The organism is Lentzea tibetensis (assembly GCF_007845675.1).
GTDB lineage: Bacteria > Actinomycetota > Actinomycetes > Mycobacteriales > Pseudonocardiaceae > Lentzea > Lentzea tibetensis.
This window is the reverse complement of sequence record NZ_VOBR01000016.1, coordinates 64804-81688: the sequence shown is the minus strand read 5'-3', so window position 1 is coordinate 81688 and position 16885 is coordinate 64804. Positions and strand designations below refer to the sequence as shown.

The window sequence follows — 16885 nt, the reverse complement described above, 5'->3', positions numbered from 1 at the left end:
CCGCTGCCGTCACCAACCCGGACGAGGGACCGACACGACGCCGTAAGGGGTTTCGGGTGTCTGCGGGGTCGTGAGGCGCGCGTTCGGCAGCCACAGCCGGTCCCGGTGGAGCACGACGTTCGTCGGCACGTCGAAGCTCGGGTCGGTGATCTTGCGGACCACGGTGGCGGCGTCTCGTCGCGGTTGAGCCTGAGCTCGGCGATCATGTTCAGCCGGTTCTGCACGACGTGGAGCGTGCTGCCGACCTTGAGCAGGCCGTCGGCCCAGGCCCCCGAGGTCGAGCGCGGTGGTGACGCCGGTGCCGAAGACGATGTCGCCGGTCAGCGGGATCTTCTGGACCTGACCCTGGGTCGGGAGCTTGCCGCCGCGCAGCGGCAACCGGTAGATCTCCGGCCGGTCGGAGTTCGTGACGTACGCGGCGTCGTCGGTGACGAACACGTCGTTGACCAGGTCACCAGCCGGCGCGAGCACGTAGCTGGCGAGGATCGTGCCGTCCCGGCTGTCGACGACCCGGAAGTTGCCCGCCCGTCCGCCCGCGACGAACAGCCGGCCCCGGTCGTCGATCTTCAGCCCGAGCGCGGGCGTGCCGGGCGAGGTGCCGAGGAGCAGTCACCGGCAGCACGAGCACGGCCGCGATGCGATGCGATGCGATGCGACGCGATGCGATGCGATCAAGAGAGATCTCATGTGCCACAGACTGTCCACTTCGGATGAGTTTCGGCTGTCCTCCCGCTGTCACCGTCGACAGGATTACCCTCGGAAAGATGCCGAAGGTTCTCGCCGTGGCCGACGAGGTCGTCGAACAGCTGTGGACCGACCAGGTGCACTCCTACGAGGTGGACCTGATCGTCGCCGCAGGCGACCTCCCCTTCGACTACCTGGAGCACCTCGCCAACGCGCTGGACAGACCGCTCGTGTTCGTGCCGGGCAACCACGACACCGACCTGACCGGCTACTCGAACGTGCGCGGCCTCTGGACGAAGGACGGCCTCCCGACCCGCTGGCCCGGCCCGACGGGCGCGGTGAACGCCGACGAGCGGGTCGTCGACGTCGCCGGGCTGCGGATCGCCGGCCTCGGTGGTTCGATCCGCTACAACAAGGGGCCCAACCAGTGGACCGAACGGCAGCAGGCGCGCCGCGCGCGCCGGGTCGCCCGGCTCGCCGGGTGGCGCCGACTGCGGGACGGACGTGGCGTTGACGTGCTGCTGACCCATTCACCACCGCTGGACTGCGGCGACGAGCCGGACGCGCCGCACCGCGGCTTCGCGTGCCTGCACCCGCTCGTCTCGCGCCTGCGGCCGCCGCTGATGCTGCACGGCCACATCCACCCGCACGGCTCGTTGAAACCCGACCGCCACCTCGGCGACACCCGCGTGGTGAACGTTGTCGGTCACAAGGTGCTGGAGATTCCTACCGCAGTGGGGGTCAGACATGCGTGACACGGGTTTCCCGCTGGCGGACGCCGAGAACGACTTCCTCCGCGCCCGCCGCCGCCAGGTGCTCTCGCGGCTCGCCACGTGGCTGCGCCGCGAACCCGACGACGTCAACATCATGCTGCCGTTCCACGAGGTCGTGGACGCGCTGGGCATGCGGTCCGAGAACCGCCTGGGCCTGCGATCGATCCGCCTGGACTCGATCGTCGGCAGCGTCGACCGCACCCGCGACTTCGACCGCCGCTTCCGCCCCACCTCCGGCCGCGTGCGCGAGCGGTGGCAACGCTTGGCGCTGGCGCAGCGCCGCGGCGAGTCCGTCCCGCCGATCGAGGTGTACCGCATCGGCGAGCTGCACTTCATCATCGACGGCCACCACCGCGTGTCCGTCGCCCACGCACTGGGCCTGACCACGATCGACGCCTACGTCACCGAGGTCGTCACCCGCATCAACGCGGCGGGCATCCGGTACCGCGGCGACCTCATCGTCAAGGACTACCGCCGTCTGTTCCTCGAGCGCGTGCCGCTGACCGGCGAGGCCCGCGCGGCCGTCGTCGTCTCGGATCCCTGGGACTACGCCCAGCTCGGTGAGCACGTCGAGGCCTGGGGGTTCCGCCTCATGCAGGACGAGGGCAAACTCCTCGACCGGGCCGAGGTGGCCCGGCGCTGGTACACCGACGAGTACACGCCCGTCGTCGGGATGCTGCGGCAAGCCGACATGGTGGGCGATCGCACCGAGACCGAGGCCTACATGTGGGTGGCCGGGGAGCGGTACCGGTTGATCCGCACGCACCGGTGGGATCCCGACGTGCTCAGCGCTGTTCGCGACTCCTCGCGGCGTTAGGCCTGGTTGCGGGCGGTGTCCGCCCTTGGGCCGCGTGCGCCCACCGGTGGGTGTCGCCCAGTAGCCGAACGGTCGTCGTCGGACAGGTGGATAGCGCGGGGGCTGGGCGGCGTCGCGGGTCAGGAGCACTGGTGCTCCGGCGGGCCGTTCAGCCCCTCGGCGAACTCGTGCGCTGGGCCAGCAGCCGATGGTGCACGGCAGCCGCGAGATCGACGACTCCGGTGTCAGGTCGCCGCGCTGGCTCGCCAGGGGCTCGGCTGCGCTCGACGCGTGCCACGGGCCAGCCACCAGATGCCCACCACCGCGCGCAACCTCCCTCGCTGCCAACCAGCGCGACGCGCCACGCGCCAAGGCTCGCCGCCTGCCACGGGCCGAGCCACAACTGGCCGCCGCCGTGAGCGGCTCCCGCTGCCCCCAAGGCAACGCGCCACCTCGCCAAGCTCGCCGCGTGCCGCGCCACCAGGGTGCCCGCCGCCGCGCACAACTCCCCGCGCTGCCACCCAGCGCAACGCCCCACCTCACCAAGGCTCGCCGTGTGGCCCACGGGCCGAGCCACAAGGGGCCCACGGCCGCGCAACACCCGCCACCACCTCACCCGCACCGGCAGTCGCCGGTACGCGGGCCAGCACGAAACCGACGACGCCGTCGACGGGTCACCACACCAGCGCGCCGGGACCCGCCCGCGCTCGACGCGTACCACGGGCCGAGCCGCCAGATGCCCGCCACCTCACCAAGGCTCGCCCCGTGCCCACGGGCCGAGCCACAAGGGGCCCACGGCCGCGCAACACCCGCCACCACCTCACCCGCACCGGCAGCCGCCGGTACGCGGGCCAGCACGAAACCGACGACGCCGTCGACGGGTCACCACACCAGCGCGCCGGGACCCGCCCGCGCTCGACGCGTGCCACGGGCCGAGCCGCCAGATGCCCGCCGCCGTACGCGACTCCCCACCACCGGCACCGTGCCGAGCACGACTACGTGGTGCAGCACAGGCTGTTCCGCGTCGTGCTGGCCAGCACAAGCGTCGCCGCGCGCGGCGTGCTGCCGATGCCTGGCCGACGGCGCCTCGGCACCGTGGTGCGCTGGACGCAGACACCGGTGCGAGCTACCGGCTGTACCACCACGCCGTGCCTGGTCGAGCCAGGACGGTGAGTGAGGCGGGCCGATGCCTGGTCGGCCGGTGCAACTCAGCGTCCTGGGCGCGGTGAGACCCGGCCCGGTTCCGCAGGCCGGCCGCGCTCAGCGGTGCGCGAGGCCTGATTCAGTTGTGGGTGTTGGCCAGGTTCGTCTCTCCTTCCAGCAGGGTGCGGGTCACCTCGGCGCCTCCGCGTCGGGTGGCATCGGGCGGGCCTGGTCCAGCACCTCGTCGGTGTACTTGTCGAGCAGGCGGGTGCCGATCTGCTGGGCGTAGCCGAAGATGACGGCCCACAGCAGCAGGGCGGCGGCTGACGGGATGCCGATCAGGCCGGACGTCACGCCCGCTCCCAGTGCGAGGATGCCGACCACCGCTAGCGCCGCGCCGAGCATGATCTTGATCAGGGCCTGGTAGCCGATCATCACGTACGGCGAGAGGCTGGGGCGGCGGCGCAGCAGCAGCACGACGGCGGCCAGCACCGCGCCGAACGAGCCGAGCACCTGCACCAGCCACACGTCCACACCGGACGCGCGAGTCGAGCCGCCGGGGCAGACCGTGGGGAGTGCGTTCTCCTTCGGGTCGACGCACAGCGGGATGATGCCCGGCTTGATGATGCCGACGACGCCGAGCACGGTGTTGATGACGAACAGCACCAGCGACGCGGCGATCAGCTTGTTGCGCAGGGCGCGGGAGCCCGCGTGGGCGAAGTCCGAGTTGTCGTAGGCGGCGCGCAGTGCGTCGACCACGATGGCCCGTTCGACGGCAGGGGTGAACTCGCCGGGGCGCAGCTGCTCGAGAGCGCGGCGCCGCGGGTCGTCCTCGTCGAGGTACTGGCCCGCACGTGCCTGCAGGCCGGGTAGTCGGCCGAGGAACCCTCGTTCCGCCGAGATCGTGGCCACCTCGGCTTCGTGCAGAGCGCGCCACGCGCGCTCGATGTGCCAGCCCGACCACCACGACGCGACCTTGGCGAACCAGCGGTCCTCGCGGGTGAGCATGTCGTCGACGACGGCGGCCTGCTCCTCGGCGGTCCGCCGCCACACGTCGCCCTCGGGATCGACCGGATCGGGCGGGCCGAGCGCGGCCAGATCCGCGCGGACACGGTCCAACCGCGACTGCACGATGAGTCGCCAGTCCGTGACTCTGGGTTTACGTTCGGCCATGCCCCGATAGTGACAGGAGGGTCTGACAAAAACGGGGGCCGAACGTGTGACGTGCGCAAACATCACCCGCTCACCCGAACACGTGATCGGATGAACGCTCAGTCCCAGCTTCGCGAACCGGGCTCCCAGCTCGTCACCGCACCACCGTCGACGAGCGGGTCGACGAACCGGACCACGGCCGCGACCACCCCGCCGAAGTCGTCCGGCAGGTGCTCGCCGTCCACGCCGAGCCGCCGCCGATACGCCCGGTACGCCGACGCCCGCGCGGACACGAGGTCACCGAGCACCGAGGACAACGGCCGCAGCACCACACCGCGATGACCGGCCGTCGCCACCAGCGCCGACCGCACCGCGGCGAACGACAGCTCCTGCCGTCCGGTCAACGTGTAGAGATCCACGTAGTCGCGCACGCGCGTGTTGGCCTCGCCGAGTGCGATCGCCGTCGAGGTCTTCTCCGCCAGCACGGTTTCGAGCGGATAGCCGAGCACCGGCACCGCGGGCGTCCCCGGACGTTGCGACGGCAGCTCCAGCAACACCGGCGACGGCGTCACCGGGTCGCCGAAGTTGACGTCCAGCTTGAGCTTCACCCGAGCCGTGGAGATCACGCAGTCCATGGCGATGCGCAGGCCCGTGTAGAGGTCGTCGTCGCGGATCGACTGGGCGACGACCGTGTCCGTCAGGAACCGCACGCCGTCATCGGGATCGACCGCGAGCGAGGCCACCTCGACGACCCGCGCGACGACCGTCGTCTCGTCGTTGGACAGGTTCCGCGCGAGCAGGTCGGCGTCGGCCGTGGGGCGGCGCGCCGAGAACACGGCGAGCAGCACGCCGCCCTTCAGCACGAACGAGTCCGCCCACGGCGACACCGCGAGCCGGGCGAGCCACCGCTCCAGCACGTACAACGTCAGCAGCTCCTGGGTCGGCCGCTTGTCCCGGCGTCCCTGGTTCTGCAGGTCGAGGTACGCCCGTCCGCCCGGCGTGTCCCTGGTCGGCCGGCTCACTCTGCGATCACCGCGTCCACCGCGGTGCGCACGGGCCCGAGCACACCGAGCGTGCGCGCGAGTGCGAGCACCTCCCCCGGCCTGGCGCTCCGGCCGCGCAGGTACCTCCGCAGCGCCGACAGCGCGAGCGGCTCACCGAGCCTGGACCTCAGCCTCATGAGGTCGACGACGGTCCTTTCCGGGCTGTAGACGCGAACCTCCTCCCCCGGCGCGGCTTCGACGTGGGTGAGACCCGACTCGAACGTCGCCGGGCTGAACCGGAAGACCTCGGTCGGGGGGTGCTCGATGCGCGGTGGCCGTTGCTCGCGCGAGACGGCGATCTGGACCTCCCGCGGGATCTCGTCGGTCAGGTCGTGGACCACCGCGGCGGACACGCAGCAGACGACGGCCGCCGGCGCGCGGAGCGACACCGCCAGCAGGTCGGGCCAGGTGGGCGTGGGCGCGTCCGCCTTGCGGAACACGCCGCGGGACAGCTCGACCAGCGCGCCCTCGTCACGCAGTCCGTAGAGGTCACGGCGGTGCATGCCGCTGCCCAGCGCGGCGGCCGTGGTGAACGTGTCTCGGAGCTGGTCGAGCGCCATGGACAAAAGTGTCGCCAACACCAGCCAGGCTGGCAACACTTTTGTCCAAGTTCACGCCGTCTGGGAGGGCTCCACGAGCGCGCGCAGGCGCGGCGGCATTCGCTTCTCGAGGCCGTACGGCTCCAGGTGGGCCTGGAGGAGGCCGGTGAAGGCGCGTTCCACCGACTCCGTCGACCAGGTGTCGCTCTCCAGCACCGGCTGCTTGAAGTACGGCTGGCCGACGATGTGCAGCTGACGGCCGTTGCAGCGGATGATCTGCCCGGTGATGTCCCGCGCGGCGTCGGAGAGCAGGAACAACACGAGCGGCGCCACCTTGCCCGGCGTGCGGTCGGCCGGAATGGCGCGCAGGGAACGCTCGGACTTCCAGACCATCCTGGTGTGGGCGACCGGGCACACCGCGTTGACGCGGATGCCCTCGGACTCGAGGTCGAGCGCCCACGAGTAACTCAGCGAGGCGACCGCGCCCTTGGTCGCCGAATACGTGCCGAGTTTGCGCTGGCCGAAGGACGCGCCAGAAGAAATGTTGATGATGGAGCCGCCACCGGTGGACCGCATGACCCTCATCGCCGCGATTCCGGTGTAGATGACGCCGAGGATGTTCACCTCGACGACTTCCTTGATCGTGGACGGGTCGTCCTCCCAGGGCACCGCCTCGTAGTTCAGTCCCGCGTTGTTCACGAGGCCGTCGATGCGCCCGAATTCGTCGACGCACAGATCGATGATCTTCCCGGCCTCGCTGGGGTCGGCGACGGTGTGCGTGCTCGCTACAGCACGTCCGCCGTACTCCCTGATGTGCACGGCGACCTTCTCCGCGAGGTCGCCGTCGACGTCGTTGACCACCACGGAGGCGCCGGCCAGAGCGGCGTGCATGGCGTAGGCCTCACCGAGCCCACGCCCCGCCCCGGTGATGACGACAGCTTTTCCGTCCAGGATCCCCATCGCGCACTCTCTCTCGTCCTCGGCGGCAGCCCCGGCCCCCCTGCGGTCACGGGTTGTACCCGCCTGCGACAAGCCTGCGGAGAATCCAGAGTGGAAACGGTGAGGTTTCGACGAGATGTAGCTCGGATGCGCCCAATGGCGAGTGGAGTTCGGCCCGGCCGATGGCCCCGACTAATCGGCCCCACTGACCTCGGTCTTTCGACCTCACCCGTTCGTGTGAAAAGAGGATGGGCCGCCCCCGAGAACGGAAGACGGCCCATCCTAAACGAGAATTCAGCGTTCCGTGTATGTCAGGTTCTTACCCGTGGACGGGTCGAACAACTGCACCTTGTCGGCGTCGAACCAGATCTCGGAGGGTTCGCCCTCCTTCGCGCCCGAGGACGCCGAGAGCCTGGTCACCAGCGAGATACCACCCACGGAGGTGTCGTCGCCGGTGTCCTTGGCGAGATCGGCCAGGTCGGCCGAGGTGGCCTGTTCGCCGGACAGGAGGAAGTGGGCGAACTTGTCGGAGCCCATGGACTCCAGCACCTCCACCTGGCTGGTGAACACGCCGCCGTCGGTCTTCGCGGTCGCGTCGACGAGCGAGGCGTCCTCGAAGTGCTCCGGCCGGATGCCGACGATCACCTCGCGCGGCGCGTCGGCACCCTCGAGCAGCCGCCGGATCCGGTCGGTCAGCGTGACCTCGCCCAGCACGGACTGCAGCTTGTTGTCCGCCAGCGAAGCCGGCACGAAGTTCATCGACGGTGAGCCGATGAAGCCCGCGACGAACAGGTTCGCCGGGTGCTCGTACAGGAACTGCGGCGCACCCATCTGCTGGACGATGCCGCCGCGCATGACGACCACGCGGTCGCCGAGGGTCATCGCCTCGGTCTGGTCGTGCGTCACGTACACCGTGGTCGTGCCGAGCTGCTTCTGGATGCGCGACACCGACGTGCGCATCTGCACGCGCAGCTTGGCATCCAGGTTGGACAGCGGCTCGTCCATGAGGAACGCCTTGGGGTTGCGCACGATCGCGCGTCCCATGGCGACCCGCTGGCGCTGGCCACCGGACAGGTTGGCCGGCTTGCGGTCGAGGTGCTGCGCGAGGTCCAGGATCTCCGCGGCGTCCGCGACCTTCTTCTCGACGGTGGCGTTGTCGACCTTGGCCAGCCGCAACGGGAAGGCCATGTTCTCCTTCACCGTCATGTGCGGGTACAGCGCGTAGGACTGGAACACCATCGCGATGTCGCGGTCCTTGGGCGCCTTCTCGTTGACCCGCTGCCCGCCGATGCGCAGCTCGCCCTCGGTGATGTCCTCCAGCCCCGCGATCATGTTGAGGGTGGTGGACTTCCCGCAGCCGGACGGTCCGACCAGGATGACGAACTCGCCGTCGGCGATCTCGAGGTTGACCTCCTGCACGGCGAGCGCGCCGTCCGGATACCTCTTGGTCACCTTGTCCAGAACGATTTCTGCCATGTGCAACTCACCCCTTGACGGCGCCGGAGGTCAGGCCCGCGACGATGCGGCGCTGGAAGAACAACACGAAGAGGATGATCGGGATGGTGATCACCACGGCTGCCGCGGAGATCGACCCGGCCGGGTCCTCGAACTGCGAGCTGCCCGTGAAGAACGACAGCGCCGCCGGAACCGTGCGCGACTGCTCGGTCGAGGTGAGCGAGATCGCGAACAGGAAGTCGTTCCAGCAGAAGATGAACACGAGGATCGCGGTGGTGAACACACCTGGTGCCGCGAGCGGGGCGATCACCCTGCGGAACGCCTGACCTGGCGTCGCGCCGTCCATCTTGGCCGCCTTCTCGAGCTCCCAGGGGATCTCGCGGAAGAACGCCGACAGCGTGTAGATCGCCAGCGGCAGCGCGAACGTGATGTACGGCAGGATCAGGCCGGGCCACGTGTCGAAGATGCCGAGACCGCGCTCGATCTCGAACAGCGGGGACACGAGCGAGACCTGCGGGAACATCGCGATCAGCAGCGACACCCCGACGAGCAGGTTCTTGCCGGGGAAGTCGAGCCGGGCGATGGCGTACGCGGCCATCGTGCCGAACACGACCGCGACCACCGTCGCGATGATCGCGATGCCGATCGAGTTGGCCAGCGCCCTGATGAACTCCGTCGTCGCGAAGATGTTCGAGTAGTTCTCGAAGCTGATCTCGCGGGGGATGAGGTTGCCGTCCGCGAGCGTCTTCGAGGACTTCAGCGACAGCGAGAGGATCCACAGCACGGGGAACAACGCGTACGCGACGACGACCGCGTTGAGAAGGCCCCAGCCGACTTTCTTCTGAGTGGTGTCGGCGCCACCGATGCCGGCCATCAGCGCTTCCCCCCGTCGTCGCTACCGGGGGCAGCGGTGCCGAACAGCTTGATGAAGATGAACGCGATCGCCGCCACCATCAGGAAGATGAGCACCGACATCGTGGATCCGATGCCGAGGTTCAACCCCTTGATCAGGTTGTTGTAGGTCAGCATCGACACCGACGAGGTGCCCTGCGAACCGGCGGTGAGCACGAACAGGTTGTCGAAGATGCGGAACGCGTCGAGCGTGCGGAACAGCAGCGCGACGAGGATCGCGGGCTTCATGATCGGCAGGGTGACCTTGACGAACCGCTGCCACGGGCCCGCGCCGTCCATCGCGGCCGCTTTCAGCAGGTCGTCCGGCACGAGTGCCAGACCCGCCATCAGCAGCAGTGCCATGAACGGCGTCGTCTTCCACACCTCGGCGAGGATGACGACCATCAGCGCGGGCAGCTTCTCCGTCAGCACGGGTTCGCCGCCCGCGAGCTCCGCCAGGTAACCGGTGCCGGGCGTCCAGGCGAAGCGCCAGGAGAAACCGGCGACGATCGTGACGATGCCGTACGGGATCAGCGAGGTCGTGCGGACGAGGCCGCGGCCGACCAGCGCCCGGTGCATGATCAGCGCGAGTCCCATGCCCAGCACCAGTTCGATCGCCACGGAGATGACGGTCAGCACGGCCGTCACCCACACCGCGTTCCACCAGTACGGACTGGCCAGGACGGTGACGTAGTTGTCGAACCCGATGAACTCGGTGCGGTCCGGGAACTTCAGGTCGTACCGCTGGAGCGACAGCCAGATCGAGTAGATGATCGGCCATCCGGTGACGGCGACCATGGTGATCGCCGCGGGCGCGCAGAGCCACCAGCCGAGCTTGCGTTCAGCGCGCTTGCCCTCGCTCAGCACGACTTTCTTCTTCGCGGCAACGGGTTCCGTCGCCACCTCGGGCTTCTCGGTGGTCGACTGGCTCACGGCAGCACCCCCTTGGAGTCGAGTGCGTTCTGCAGTTCCGTGCGCAGACGGTCTCCGGTGGCCTTCGGGTCGATGCTGCCCGGCGGCGACAGGATGGTGGAGATGACCGTCGAGACGTTCTGGTAGGCGGGCGTCCGCGGCCGGACACTCGCGTTCTCCAGCGTCTCCAGGATCGCGTCCTTCATCGGGTAGGCGGTGGCCATCTCGGGGTCGTCGTAGACCTCCTTGAGGGTCGGCGGCACACCGTCCTTGATGGCGGCGAGCTTCTGACTCTCCGCGCCGCGCAGGCACAGCACCGCCTCGAACGACTCGTCCGGGTGCAGCGTGTAGTTGCTCACCGCGTAATTGATGCCACCGACGGTGACCTTGGACTTGTCGCCGCTGACCGTGGGGTAGGGCGCCCACTTGAAGTTCGCGGCGAAGTCGGGCTTCTTCTGCGCGGCCGCGTAGACGTACGGCCAGTTGAGCTGGAACGCGGCCTTGCCGGACTCCATCAGGAGCCGGGCTGGGTCCTCGGTGGAGTTCGAGAACGACGGGTCGATGGCCTTGGAGGTGGCGAGCTTCTTCAAGGCCTCCAACGCTTCCACGGCCTTGTCGTCGACGATGGCCTTGGTGCCGTTCTCGTCGAGGATGGTGCCGCCGTTGGAGTTGACGAGGGTGTTGAACAGCACGACGAGTCCCTCGTACTGCTTGCCCTGCGCGGCGATGAGACCTGGTTTGCCCTGCGCCACCAGGTCTTCCGCCATCTGGATCATCTCGTCCCACGTCTTCGGCGGAGTGGGTACGAGGTCACCGCGGTACCACAGCAGCTGGACGTTCGTGTTGTCCGGAGCGCCGTAGAGCTTGCCTTCGTAGCTCGCCGTGTCCAGTGGAGTCTGGATGGTGCCGTTCTCCACCTGGGACTTGACCGAACCGGTGAACTCCTTGATCCAGCCGGCCTTGGCCAGCTCTGCAGTCCACGTGACGTCCAGCGCCAGCACGTCCATGCTGTCGTCTTCCGCCGCGAGTCTGCGGACCATCTGCTCGCGCTGGCCGTCGGCCTCACGTGGCAGCTTGTTGTAGACGATCTTGTACTTGCCATTCGCCTTGGCGTTGCAGCCGTCGACGATCGCCTGGAAGTTCTCCTGGTTGTACTTGTAGACGTTGACGGTGATCCCGCCGTCGCCCGACCCGCACGCCGCGAGTACCGGAACCGCCACCAGGGCGGCGCCCATTGCGGCGGCCAGCCTGCGACGCCGTTTCGCGCCCCTCATCGGCCCTGCCTCCTTCCCGACTACACGGAGGAGCCAGACCGCTGCGCCCGGCACCCCGTCGTGCCACCGGCCGCACCGGGCGGACCGGTGCACCGAACCTAGGCCTGGTGATCAGGACCCGCAACCAAGCGGAGCAACGATTCAGAACCAATCGGCACTTTCGGCCCGTTTTCGGGAACTTTTGCTAGAACGCCTGGAACTCCAGACGCCCGTCAGCATCACCCGGTTAGCGCTTGCCTGCGCGCGGTCAGCTCGGGGTCGGGCGCATCGCCAGCTTCGCGAGCAGGTCACGCCCGCGCTCGGCCGACGACGGCTGGCACAGCACGTCGTACCGGCCCGCGACGAGCTGACTGGCCGACTGGAAGTCGCGCTTGCCGCGCGCCGACCCGTACCCGACCGCCGCGAACACCAGGCCGAAGAAGACACCGGTGACCAGGCCGACGAGCACCGGGCCGAGCGCGACGCCCTCGGTGTTGCTGAACAGGGTGAGCAGGAGGCCGACGAACAGGCCGAACCACGCGCCGGACGCGGCACCGGTGGCGAGCACGCGGCCCCAGGTGAGCTTGCCGGTGACGCGTTCGACGAGCATGAGGTCGACGCCGACGATCGTGACGTCCTGGACCGGGAAGTCCTCGACGGCGAGGAAGTCGACGGCGCGCTGGGCCTCTTCGTACGTGCCGTACGAGCCGATGGGCCATCCGGTCGGGGGCGTCGGCAGGCGCGGGGGCAATCCGGGCCTGTTCTGTGCGGAGAACGGACTCGTCACAATGACCACCTTCTCTTGCGCCTGATCACTCCCATCCTGCCAGCAAGCAACCCGCGGTGCCTCGACGGCGTAGTGACGGTCATGGGGAAGCTCAACTCGTTACTTTCCGCCGCGATCGCGGCGAGCGTTCTCGCAGCTCCTGGGGCTGATGCTGCCGAGAAGGCGGCTACTCCGGCAACGGTCACGCTGATCTCCGGCGACCGGGTGACCGTGGTGGGTTCGTCCGTTTCGGTGACGCCCGCGCCCGGTCGCGAGCGGGTGCTGTTCCACCGGCGGACCGAACGCGACCACGTCAGGGTCGTGCCGGACGACGCGCTGCCGCTGCTGGCCGCCGGACGGCTCGACGAGCAGCTGTTCGACGTCACCGCGCTCGTCGAGCAGGGCTACGACGACGCGCACACGGCCGAGCTGCCGCTGCTGCGGACAGGTGGTGTGCGCACCGCCAGCGAAGTGTCCAAAAAGGACGCTGCAACCTTCTGGAGGTCGCTCAGCGGACCGCAGGCGTCGACAGCCGGCAAGATCTGGCTCGACGCCAGGGTGAAGATCGCGCTGGACCAGAGCGTGCCGATGACGAACGCGCCCGCGGCCTGGGAACAGGGCGTGCGCGGCGAAGGGGTCAAGGTCGCCGTGCTCGACACGGGTGTGGACGCGAAGCACCCGGAGCTGGCCGTCGCCGAGTCACGCGGGTTCACCGACGCGGGCGAGTCCGACGTGCAGGACCGGCAGGGACACGGCACGCACGTGGCCTCGACGGTCGCCGGGCGCGGCGCGAAGAACACGGGTGTCGCGCCCGCCGCGTCGCTGATGGTCGGGAAGGTGCTCGACGACCGCGGTTACGGACAGACGTCGTGGATCATCGCCGGGATGGAGTGGGCCGCGCGGTCCGGTGCCCGCGTGGTGAACATGAGCCTCGGCGCGGACATGCGGACCGACGGAACGGACCCGCTCAGCCAGGCGGTGAACGACCTGACCGCGGAGACCGGCGCGCTGTTCGTGGTGGCCGCGGGCAACAACGGCTGGGGTCCGTACACGATCGGCTCACCGGGTTCCGCCACGTCGGCGCTGACGGTCGGCAGCGTGGAGAAGAACGGCGCGCTGAGCGGGTTCTCCGCGAAGGGGCCTCGATTCGGCGACGACGCCGTGAAGCCGGACATCACGGCACCCGGCGGTGCCATCGTCGCCGCACGGGCCGAGGGCACGCTGGCCGACGTCGCGGTGGACGACCTGCACGCGAGGCTCTCCGGCACGTCGATGGCGACGCCGCACGTGGCGGGTGCGGCGGCGCTGCTGGCCCAGCGCAACCCGGCCTGGAAGGCGAACGAGCTCAAGGCGGCCCTGATGGGCTCGGCGAAGCCCGGCGGGTCGGTCTACGAGCACGGTGCCGGTCTGGTGCAGGTCGAGTTCAGCCCGGTGCTGACGTCCGTCGGCAGCGTCAGCTTCGGCAAGCTGCCGTACCCGCCGTCCGGCAAGCCGGTGACGCGTGAGGTGACGTACGCCAACACCGGCCCCGCGGTGTCGCTGCGGCTGTCCACCGACATGGGCGCGGTCACGCCTCCGGTGCTGGAGGTTCCGGCGGGTGGCAGCGCGACGGCGTCGGTGTCGTTCACACCGACCGCTCCCGGCCGGTTCGAGGGCGCGCTGACGTCGGCGCTGCCGGACGGGTCGGCCGGTCCGCGCGTCGTGCTCGGCGCGACGCAGTCGCCCGAGGAGTACGACCTGACGCTGAAGACCTTGCGGCGCGACGGAAAGCCCGCGTCGTTGCCGAACCTGATCCTGACCGACGGCGAGCGGGTGGACTGGCCGGTCGTCGGCGAGCAGGGCGTGACGCTCCGGGTCCGGCCGGGCACCTACACGGTGTTCGGCACGCAGCCCGAGCGGACGCCCGAGTTCGTCGCCGAGTCGGTGATCACCTTCGCGCGCGGCGGAATCGACGTGCACGCGGACACGACCGTGGTGATCGACGGCGCGGACAGCAAGCCCGTCGACGTCGCGCTGTCCGGGGAGTCGCTCGCACGGGTGCTGAGTCGCAGCGACGGTGCCGAACTGCCCGGCAGGGGCGGCATCGCGTCGCAGGGGCCGAGGGACATGCCGTTCTACGGGATGTCGCGCGACGCGGGCCACGTCGAGTACCGGACGTCGACCATCGCGGCCCGGCCGCAGGTGTTGTTGTCGGCGGGCGACTTCGAGCCGGTCGTCGGTTACGGGTACTTCAGCACGCACTTCACGAAGGACGTGACGCTGCCGGTCGCGACCACGACAGCGGACTCGAAGGGCAAGCTGCTCCTGTTGCGGGACAACGGGAACTCGCAGGAGCAGATCCGCGAGGCGGTGGCCGCGGGCGCCGTGGCGGTGGTGTTCCCGACCGGCCGCTTCGGCGCGTGGGGGCTGGACGCGCCCATTCCCGTGCTCGGCGCGAGCGAGTCGTCGTTCGTGCGACTGGGAACCGTGCCGGCGGTGTCGGTGCGGGCGTTCGGCACGAGCCCGTACTCCTACCACGTCCAGTTCACCGAGAAGGGCGTGCCGAACGGGAAGAAGTACTCGGTGTCGCAACGGGATCTGGCGCGCGTGGACGTGACGTACCGGTCCCCCGGCGTCACCTCCACCGGGTTCTCGAACGGTGTGCCGACGACGTTCCCGCAGCAGCGGACCGAGTACTACACGCCGGGGAAGTGGCACCGGCAGACGTCGTTCACCGAGAGCTCGTGGGCGCCGCAGGTGAGTCCGGAGTACGCGTTCGAGCGCGGGAAGTCCTACCGGCACACGTGGTTCCCCGCTGTGTTCGCGCCGAACGAGCCGCAGCTCTTCCGCGAGGGCAACGTCGTCCGCGTGGGTGTGGACGTGTTCTCCACGACCACGTCGACGGACTTCGGTGACCCCGAGGTGGACAGGGGCTCGTTGACGCTGAGCCGCGACGGTCAGGTGTTCGGCACGTCGCGGATGCCTTCGTTCGGCTACTTCGAGAACGTGCCGCCGGGTCCGCTGAAGCTGGAGATGACCGCGTCGCGGACGCAACCGTGGTGGGGGCTGTCCACGCGCATCGACTCGGCGTGGACGTTCCGGACGACACCGCTCGCCGTGAAGTACGGGGTGCCGGACAACACGATGGACCGCCACCGCACCTTCACCGTGTCGTTCACCCGACCGGCCAAGACCGTGCGGGTCTGGTCTTCGGTCGACGACGGCAGGACGTGGACCGCTCTCCAGGTCCACAAGGCGGGCGCCAACTGGCTGGTGCTGCCGAGCGGCGCCAGGGGCGCGCACGTGTCGCTGCGCGTGGCCGCCACGGCCCCGAACGGCGACACCGTCGACCAGACCGTGGTCCGCGCCTACGCGCAGCGCTGACGCACGACCCTCATCACCCGCGCGACGTGCGGGTGATGAGGTCGTAGAAGGTGATGATGGTGTCGCGGCGGAAGTACGCGACCACCAGCGCGAGCACGCCGAGGATGGCGGGCAGCACGGGCCCGCCCTTCTCCAGCAGGAACAGCTCGGTGCCCACCGCGCCGACCATCACGCCGAACAGCCCGAGTGCGGCCAGGCCGCACAGTCGCGGGATCAGCAGGCCGATCGCACCGGCGATCTCCAGCACACCCGTGAGGTAGCGGAGCCACTGCCCGAAGCCGATGTCGTCGAACTTCTTGACGAGGCCGTCACCGAACAGCATGAACCCGCTGTAGACGAAGTACGCGGCCAGCAGCACCTGCAGAACCCACAGCACGATGTTGCCGACACGTGCGCCAACTGCCTGATCAGACACGGGAGAATCCTTCCACCGGCACGGAGGTGACCGCCACTCGACAGCGCCACAACCAGCCGATGTCCCTCCCGAAGGACCACACCAGCGACGCCAGCGCGAGCGCGACGAGCACCCCGGAGCCGGGGACGATGCCGGACGCGGCGACGACGAGCACGATGCCCTGCACGGCGGCGACGGTCTTGCGGGCCATCGAGTGCGGCAGCGCGGCGCGCATCCAGGACAGCTTCCACGACGCGGCCACGAACAGGTAGCGCATGAAGCCGATGAGCAGCACCCACGGTCCGAACGACAGCGCGACGTACGCGCTCAGCACCAGGATGAGGAACGCGTCGACCTCCATGTCGAACCGCGCGCCCAGCTTCGACGCGGTGCCGGTGCGGCGGGCGACCTGGCCGTCCACGAAGTCCAGCGCCAGCGCGATCGCGGCGAACGTGACGACGATGGTCGTCGGCACGCCCTCGCCCGCGCGGTCGGCGACGAGTGCGGTGACCCCGCCGACCAGCACTCCCCTGCCGAGCGTGACGCGGTCGGCGGGTCCCAGCGACGTGCGGGACCGCTGGAGCGCGTAGCTCAGCAGTGCCCAGGTGGCGAAGCCGTACGCGAGTCCCGCGGCCCAGCCGAGCGGGCCGAGCCCGATCGTGCTCGCGAGAACGCCGAGCAGGATGAACTGGGCACCGGCCCACGCCGCCTGCTCGTGCACGGCGGACGCCGTGTTGTGGTGAAGTGTGATCATCGGTGCCCCTCTTGGCTGTGCCCCGCTC

General features: G+C 69.5%; 16 protein-coding genes. 4 read left to right on the top strand and 12 right to left on the bottom strand.

All coding sequences use genetic code 11. From position 1 onward, the window contains the following. Nucleotides 1–9 precede the first annotated feature (9 nt). Nucleotides 10–471 (bottom strand): hypothetical protein, encoded by a 462-nt coding sequence (locus tag FKR81_RS24630; RefSeq protein WP_146354831.1) that lies wholly within the window; start codon nt 469–471, stop codon nt 10–12. A gap of 293 nt (nt 472–764) precedes the next feature. On the opposite strand from FKR81_RS24630, the gene FKR81_RS24625 reads away from it, so the two are divergent. The 3 genes from FKR81_RS24625 (at nt 765) to FKR81_RS24615 (ending at nt 3426) form a co-directional block, all read left to right on the top strand. Further along, nucleotides 765–1439: a metallophosphoesterase family protein gene (locus tag FKR81_RS24625; RefSeq protein WP_146354829.1), complete on the top strand. Its 675-nt coding sequence runs from the start codon at nt 765–767 to the stop codon at nt 1437–1439. Further along, nucleotides 1432–2274 carry a ParB N-terminal domain-containing protein gene (locus FKR81_RS24620; RefSeq protein WP_146354827.1) on the top strand — a complete coding sequence of 281 codons (843 nt, stop codon included), beginning with the start codon at nt 1432–1434 and terminating at the stop codon, nt 2272–2274. The genes FKR81_RS24625 and FKR81_RS24620 overlap by 8 nt, the downstream gene beginning before the upstream one ends. Before the next feature lie 744 nt (nt 2275–3018). Beyond that, nucleotides 3019–3426, top strand: a complete 408-nt coding sequence (locus tag FKR81_RS24615) for a hypothetical protein (protein WP_146354825.1) — start codon at nt 3019–3021, stop codon at nt 3424–3426. Between the two features lie 159 nt (nt 3427–3585). Here the strand turns inward: FKR81_RS24615 and FKR81_RS24610 are convergent, their stop codons facing one another. The 9 genes from FKR81_RS24610 to FKR81_RS24570 all read right to left on the bottom strand — a co-directional run bounded on the left by FKR81_RS24610 (nt 3586) and on the right by FKR81_RS24570 (nt 12376). Beyond that, nucleotides 3586–4569 carry a hypothetical protein gene (locus FKR81_RS24610; RefSeq protein ID WP_146354823.1) on the bottom strand — a complete coding sequence of 328 codons (984 nt, stop codon included), beginning with the start codon at nt 4567–4569 and terminating at the stop codon, nt 3586–3588. 98 nt (nt 4570–4667) lie between these two features. Continuing rightward, a complete protein-coding gene (locus tag FKR81_RS24605) occupies nt 4668–5570 on the bottom strand; it encodes a nucleotidyl transferase AbiEii/AbiGii toxin family protein (RefSeq protein ID WP_146354821.1) in 903 nt (300 codons plus the stop codon). Continuing rightward, nucleotides 5567–6151: a type IV toxin-antitoxin system AbiEi family antitoxin domain-containing protein gene (locus FKR81_RS24600; protein ID WP_146354819.1), complete on the bottom strand. Its 585-nt coding sequence runs from the start codon at nt 6149–6151 to the stop codon at nt 5567–5569. The genes FKR81_RS24605 and FKR81_RS24600 overlap by 4 nt, the downstream gene beginning before the upstream one ends. A 51-nt stretch (nt 6152–6202) precedes the next feature. After that, on the bottom strand, nt 6203–7090 hold the full coding sequence (locus FKR81_RS24595; RefSeq protein ID WP_146354817.1) for an SDR family NAD(P)-dependent oxidoreductase: 888 nt from the start codon (nt 7088–7090) through the stop codon (nt 6203–6205). A gap of 273 nt (nt 7091–7363) precedes the next feature. Then, nucleotides 7364–8545 carry an ABC transporter ATP-binding protein gene (locus FKR81_RS24590; RefSeq protein ID WP_146354815.1) on the bottom strand — a complete coding sequence of 394 codons (1182 nt, stop codon included), beginning with the start codon at nt 8543–8545 and terminating at the stop codon, nt 7364–7366. Between the two features lie 7 nt (nt 8546–8552). Then, on the bottom strand, nt 8553–9398 hold the full coding sequence (locus FKR81_RS24585; RefSeq protein WP_146354813.1) for a carbohydrate ABC transporter permease: 846 nt from the start codon (nt 9396–9398) through the stop codon (nt 8553–8555). Then, a complete protein-coding gene (locus tag FKR81_RS24580; RefSeq protein ID WP_407936548.1) occupies nt 9398–10348 on the bottom strand; it encodes a carbohydrate ABC transporter permease in 951 nt (316 codons plus the stop codon). The genes FKR81_RS24585 and FKR81_RS24580 overlap by 1 nt, the downstream gene beginning before the upstream one ends. Further along, nucleotides 10345–11601, bottom strand: coding sequence for an ABC transporter substrate-binding protein (locus FKR81_RS24575; RefSeq protein ID WP_146354811.1), 1257 nt, complete (start codon nt 11599–11601; stop codon nt 10345–10347). The genes FKR81_RS24580 and FKR81_RS24575 overlap by 4 nt, the downstream gene beginning before the upstream one ends. Nucleotides 11602–11848: 247 nt before the next feature. Then, nucleotides 11849–12376, bottom strand: coding sequence for a general stress protein (locus tag FKR81_RS24570; RefSeq protein WP_186763151.1), 528 nt, complete (start codon nt 12374–12376; stop codon nt 11849–11851). Between the two features lie 72 nt (nt 12377–12448). Here FKR81_RS24570 and FKR81_RS24565 point away from each other — a divergent pair, with 72 nt between their 5' ends. Continuing rightward, nucleotides 12449–15709 (top strand): S8 family peptidase, encoded by a 3261-nt coding sequence (locus FKR81_RS24565; protein WP_146354807.1) that lies wholly within the window; start codon nt 12449–12451, stop codon nt 15707–15709. A 13-nt stretch (nt 15710–15722) separates the two neighbouring features. On the opposite strand, the gene FKR81_RS24560 is transcribed toward FKR81_RS24565, so the two are convergent. Beyond that, nucleotides 15723–16124: a DoxX family protein gene (locus FKR81_RS24560; protein ID WP_146354805.1), complete on the bottom strand. Its 402-nt coding sequence runs from the start codon at nt 16122–16124 to the stop codon at nt 15723–15725. Beyond that, nucleotides 16117–16857 (bottom strand): CDP-alcohol phosphatidyltransferase family protein, encoded by a 741-nt coding sequence (locus tag FKR81_RS24555; protein WP_146354803.1) that lies wholly within the window; start codon nt 16855–16857, stop codon nt 16117–16119. Before FKR81_RS24555 ends, FKR81_RS24560 begins: the two co-directional genes overlap by 8 nt. Nucleotides 16858–16885 lie beyond the last annotated feature (28 nt).

What these genes read in the sequence shown, in the direction of transcription:
- FKR81_RS24575 (WP_146354811.1), bottom strand. Translation starts at nt 11,601, where the DNA reads ATGAGGGGCGCGAAACGGCGTCGCAGGCTGGCCGCCGCAATGGGCGCC.
- FKR81_RS24590 (WP_146354815.1), bottom strand. Translation starts at nt 8,545, where the DNA reads ATGGCAGAAATCGTTCTGGACAAGGTGACCAAGAGGTATCCGGACGGC.
- FKR81_RS24555 (WP_146354803.1), bottom strand. Translation starts at nt 16,857, where the DNA reads ATGATCACACTTCACCACAACACGGCGTCCGCCGTGCACGAGCAGGCG.
- FKR81_RS24585 (WP_146354813.1), bottom strand. Translation starts at nt 9,398, where the DNA reads ATGGCCGGCATCGGTGGCGCCGACACCACTCAGAAGAAAGTCGGCTGG.
- FKR81_RS24565 (WP_146354807.1), top strand. Translation starts at nt 12,449, where the DNA reads ATGGGGAAGCTCAACTCGTTACTTTCCGCCGCGATCGCGGCGAGCGTT.
- FKR81_RS24600 (WP_146354819.1), bottom strand. Translation starts at nt 6,151, where the DNA reads ATGGCGCTCGACCAGCTCCGAGACACGTTCACCACGGCCGCCGCGCTG.
- FKR81_RS24625 (WP_146354829.1), top strand. Translation starts at nt 765, where the DNA reads ATGCCGAAGGTTCTCGCCGTGGCCGACGAGGTCGTCGAACAGCTGTGG.
- FKR81_RS24610 (WP_146354823.1), bottom strand. Translation starts at nt 4,569, where the DNA reads ATGGCCGAACGTAAACCCAGAGTCACGGACTGGCGACTCATCGTGCAG.
- FKR81_RS24595 (WP_146354817.1), bottom strand. Translation starts at nt 7,090, where the DNA reads ATGGGGATCCTGGACGGAAAAGCTGTCGTCATCACCGGGGCGGGGCGT.
- FKR81_RS24620 (WP_146354827.1), top strand. Translation starts at nt 1,432, where the DNA reads ATGCGTGACACGGGTTTCCCGCTGGCGGACGCCGAGAACGACTTCCTC.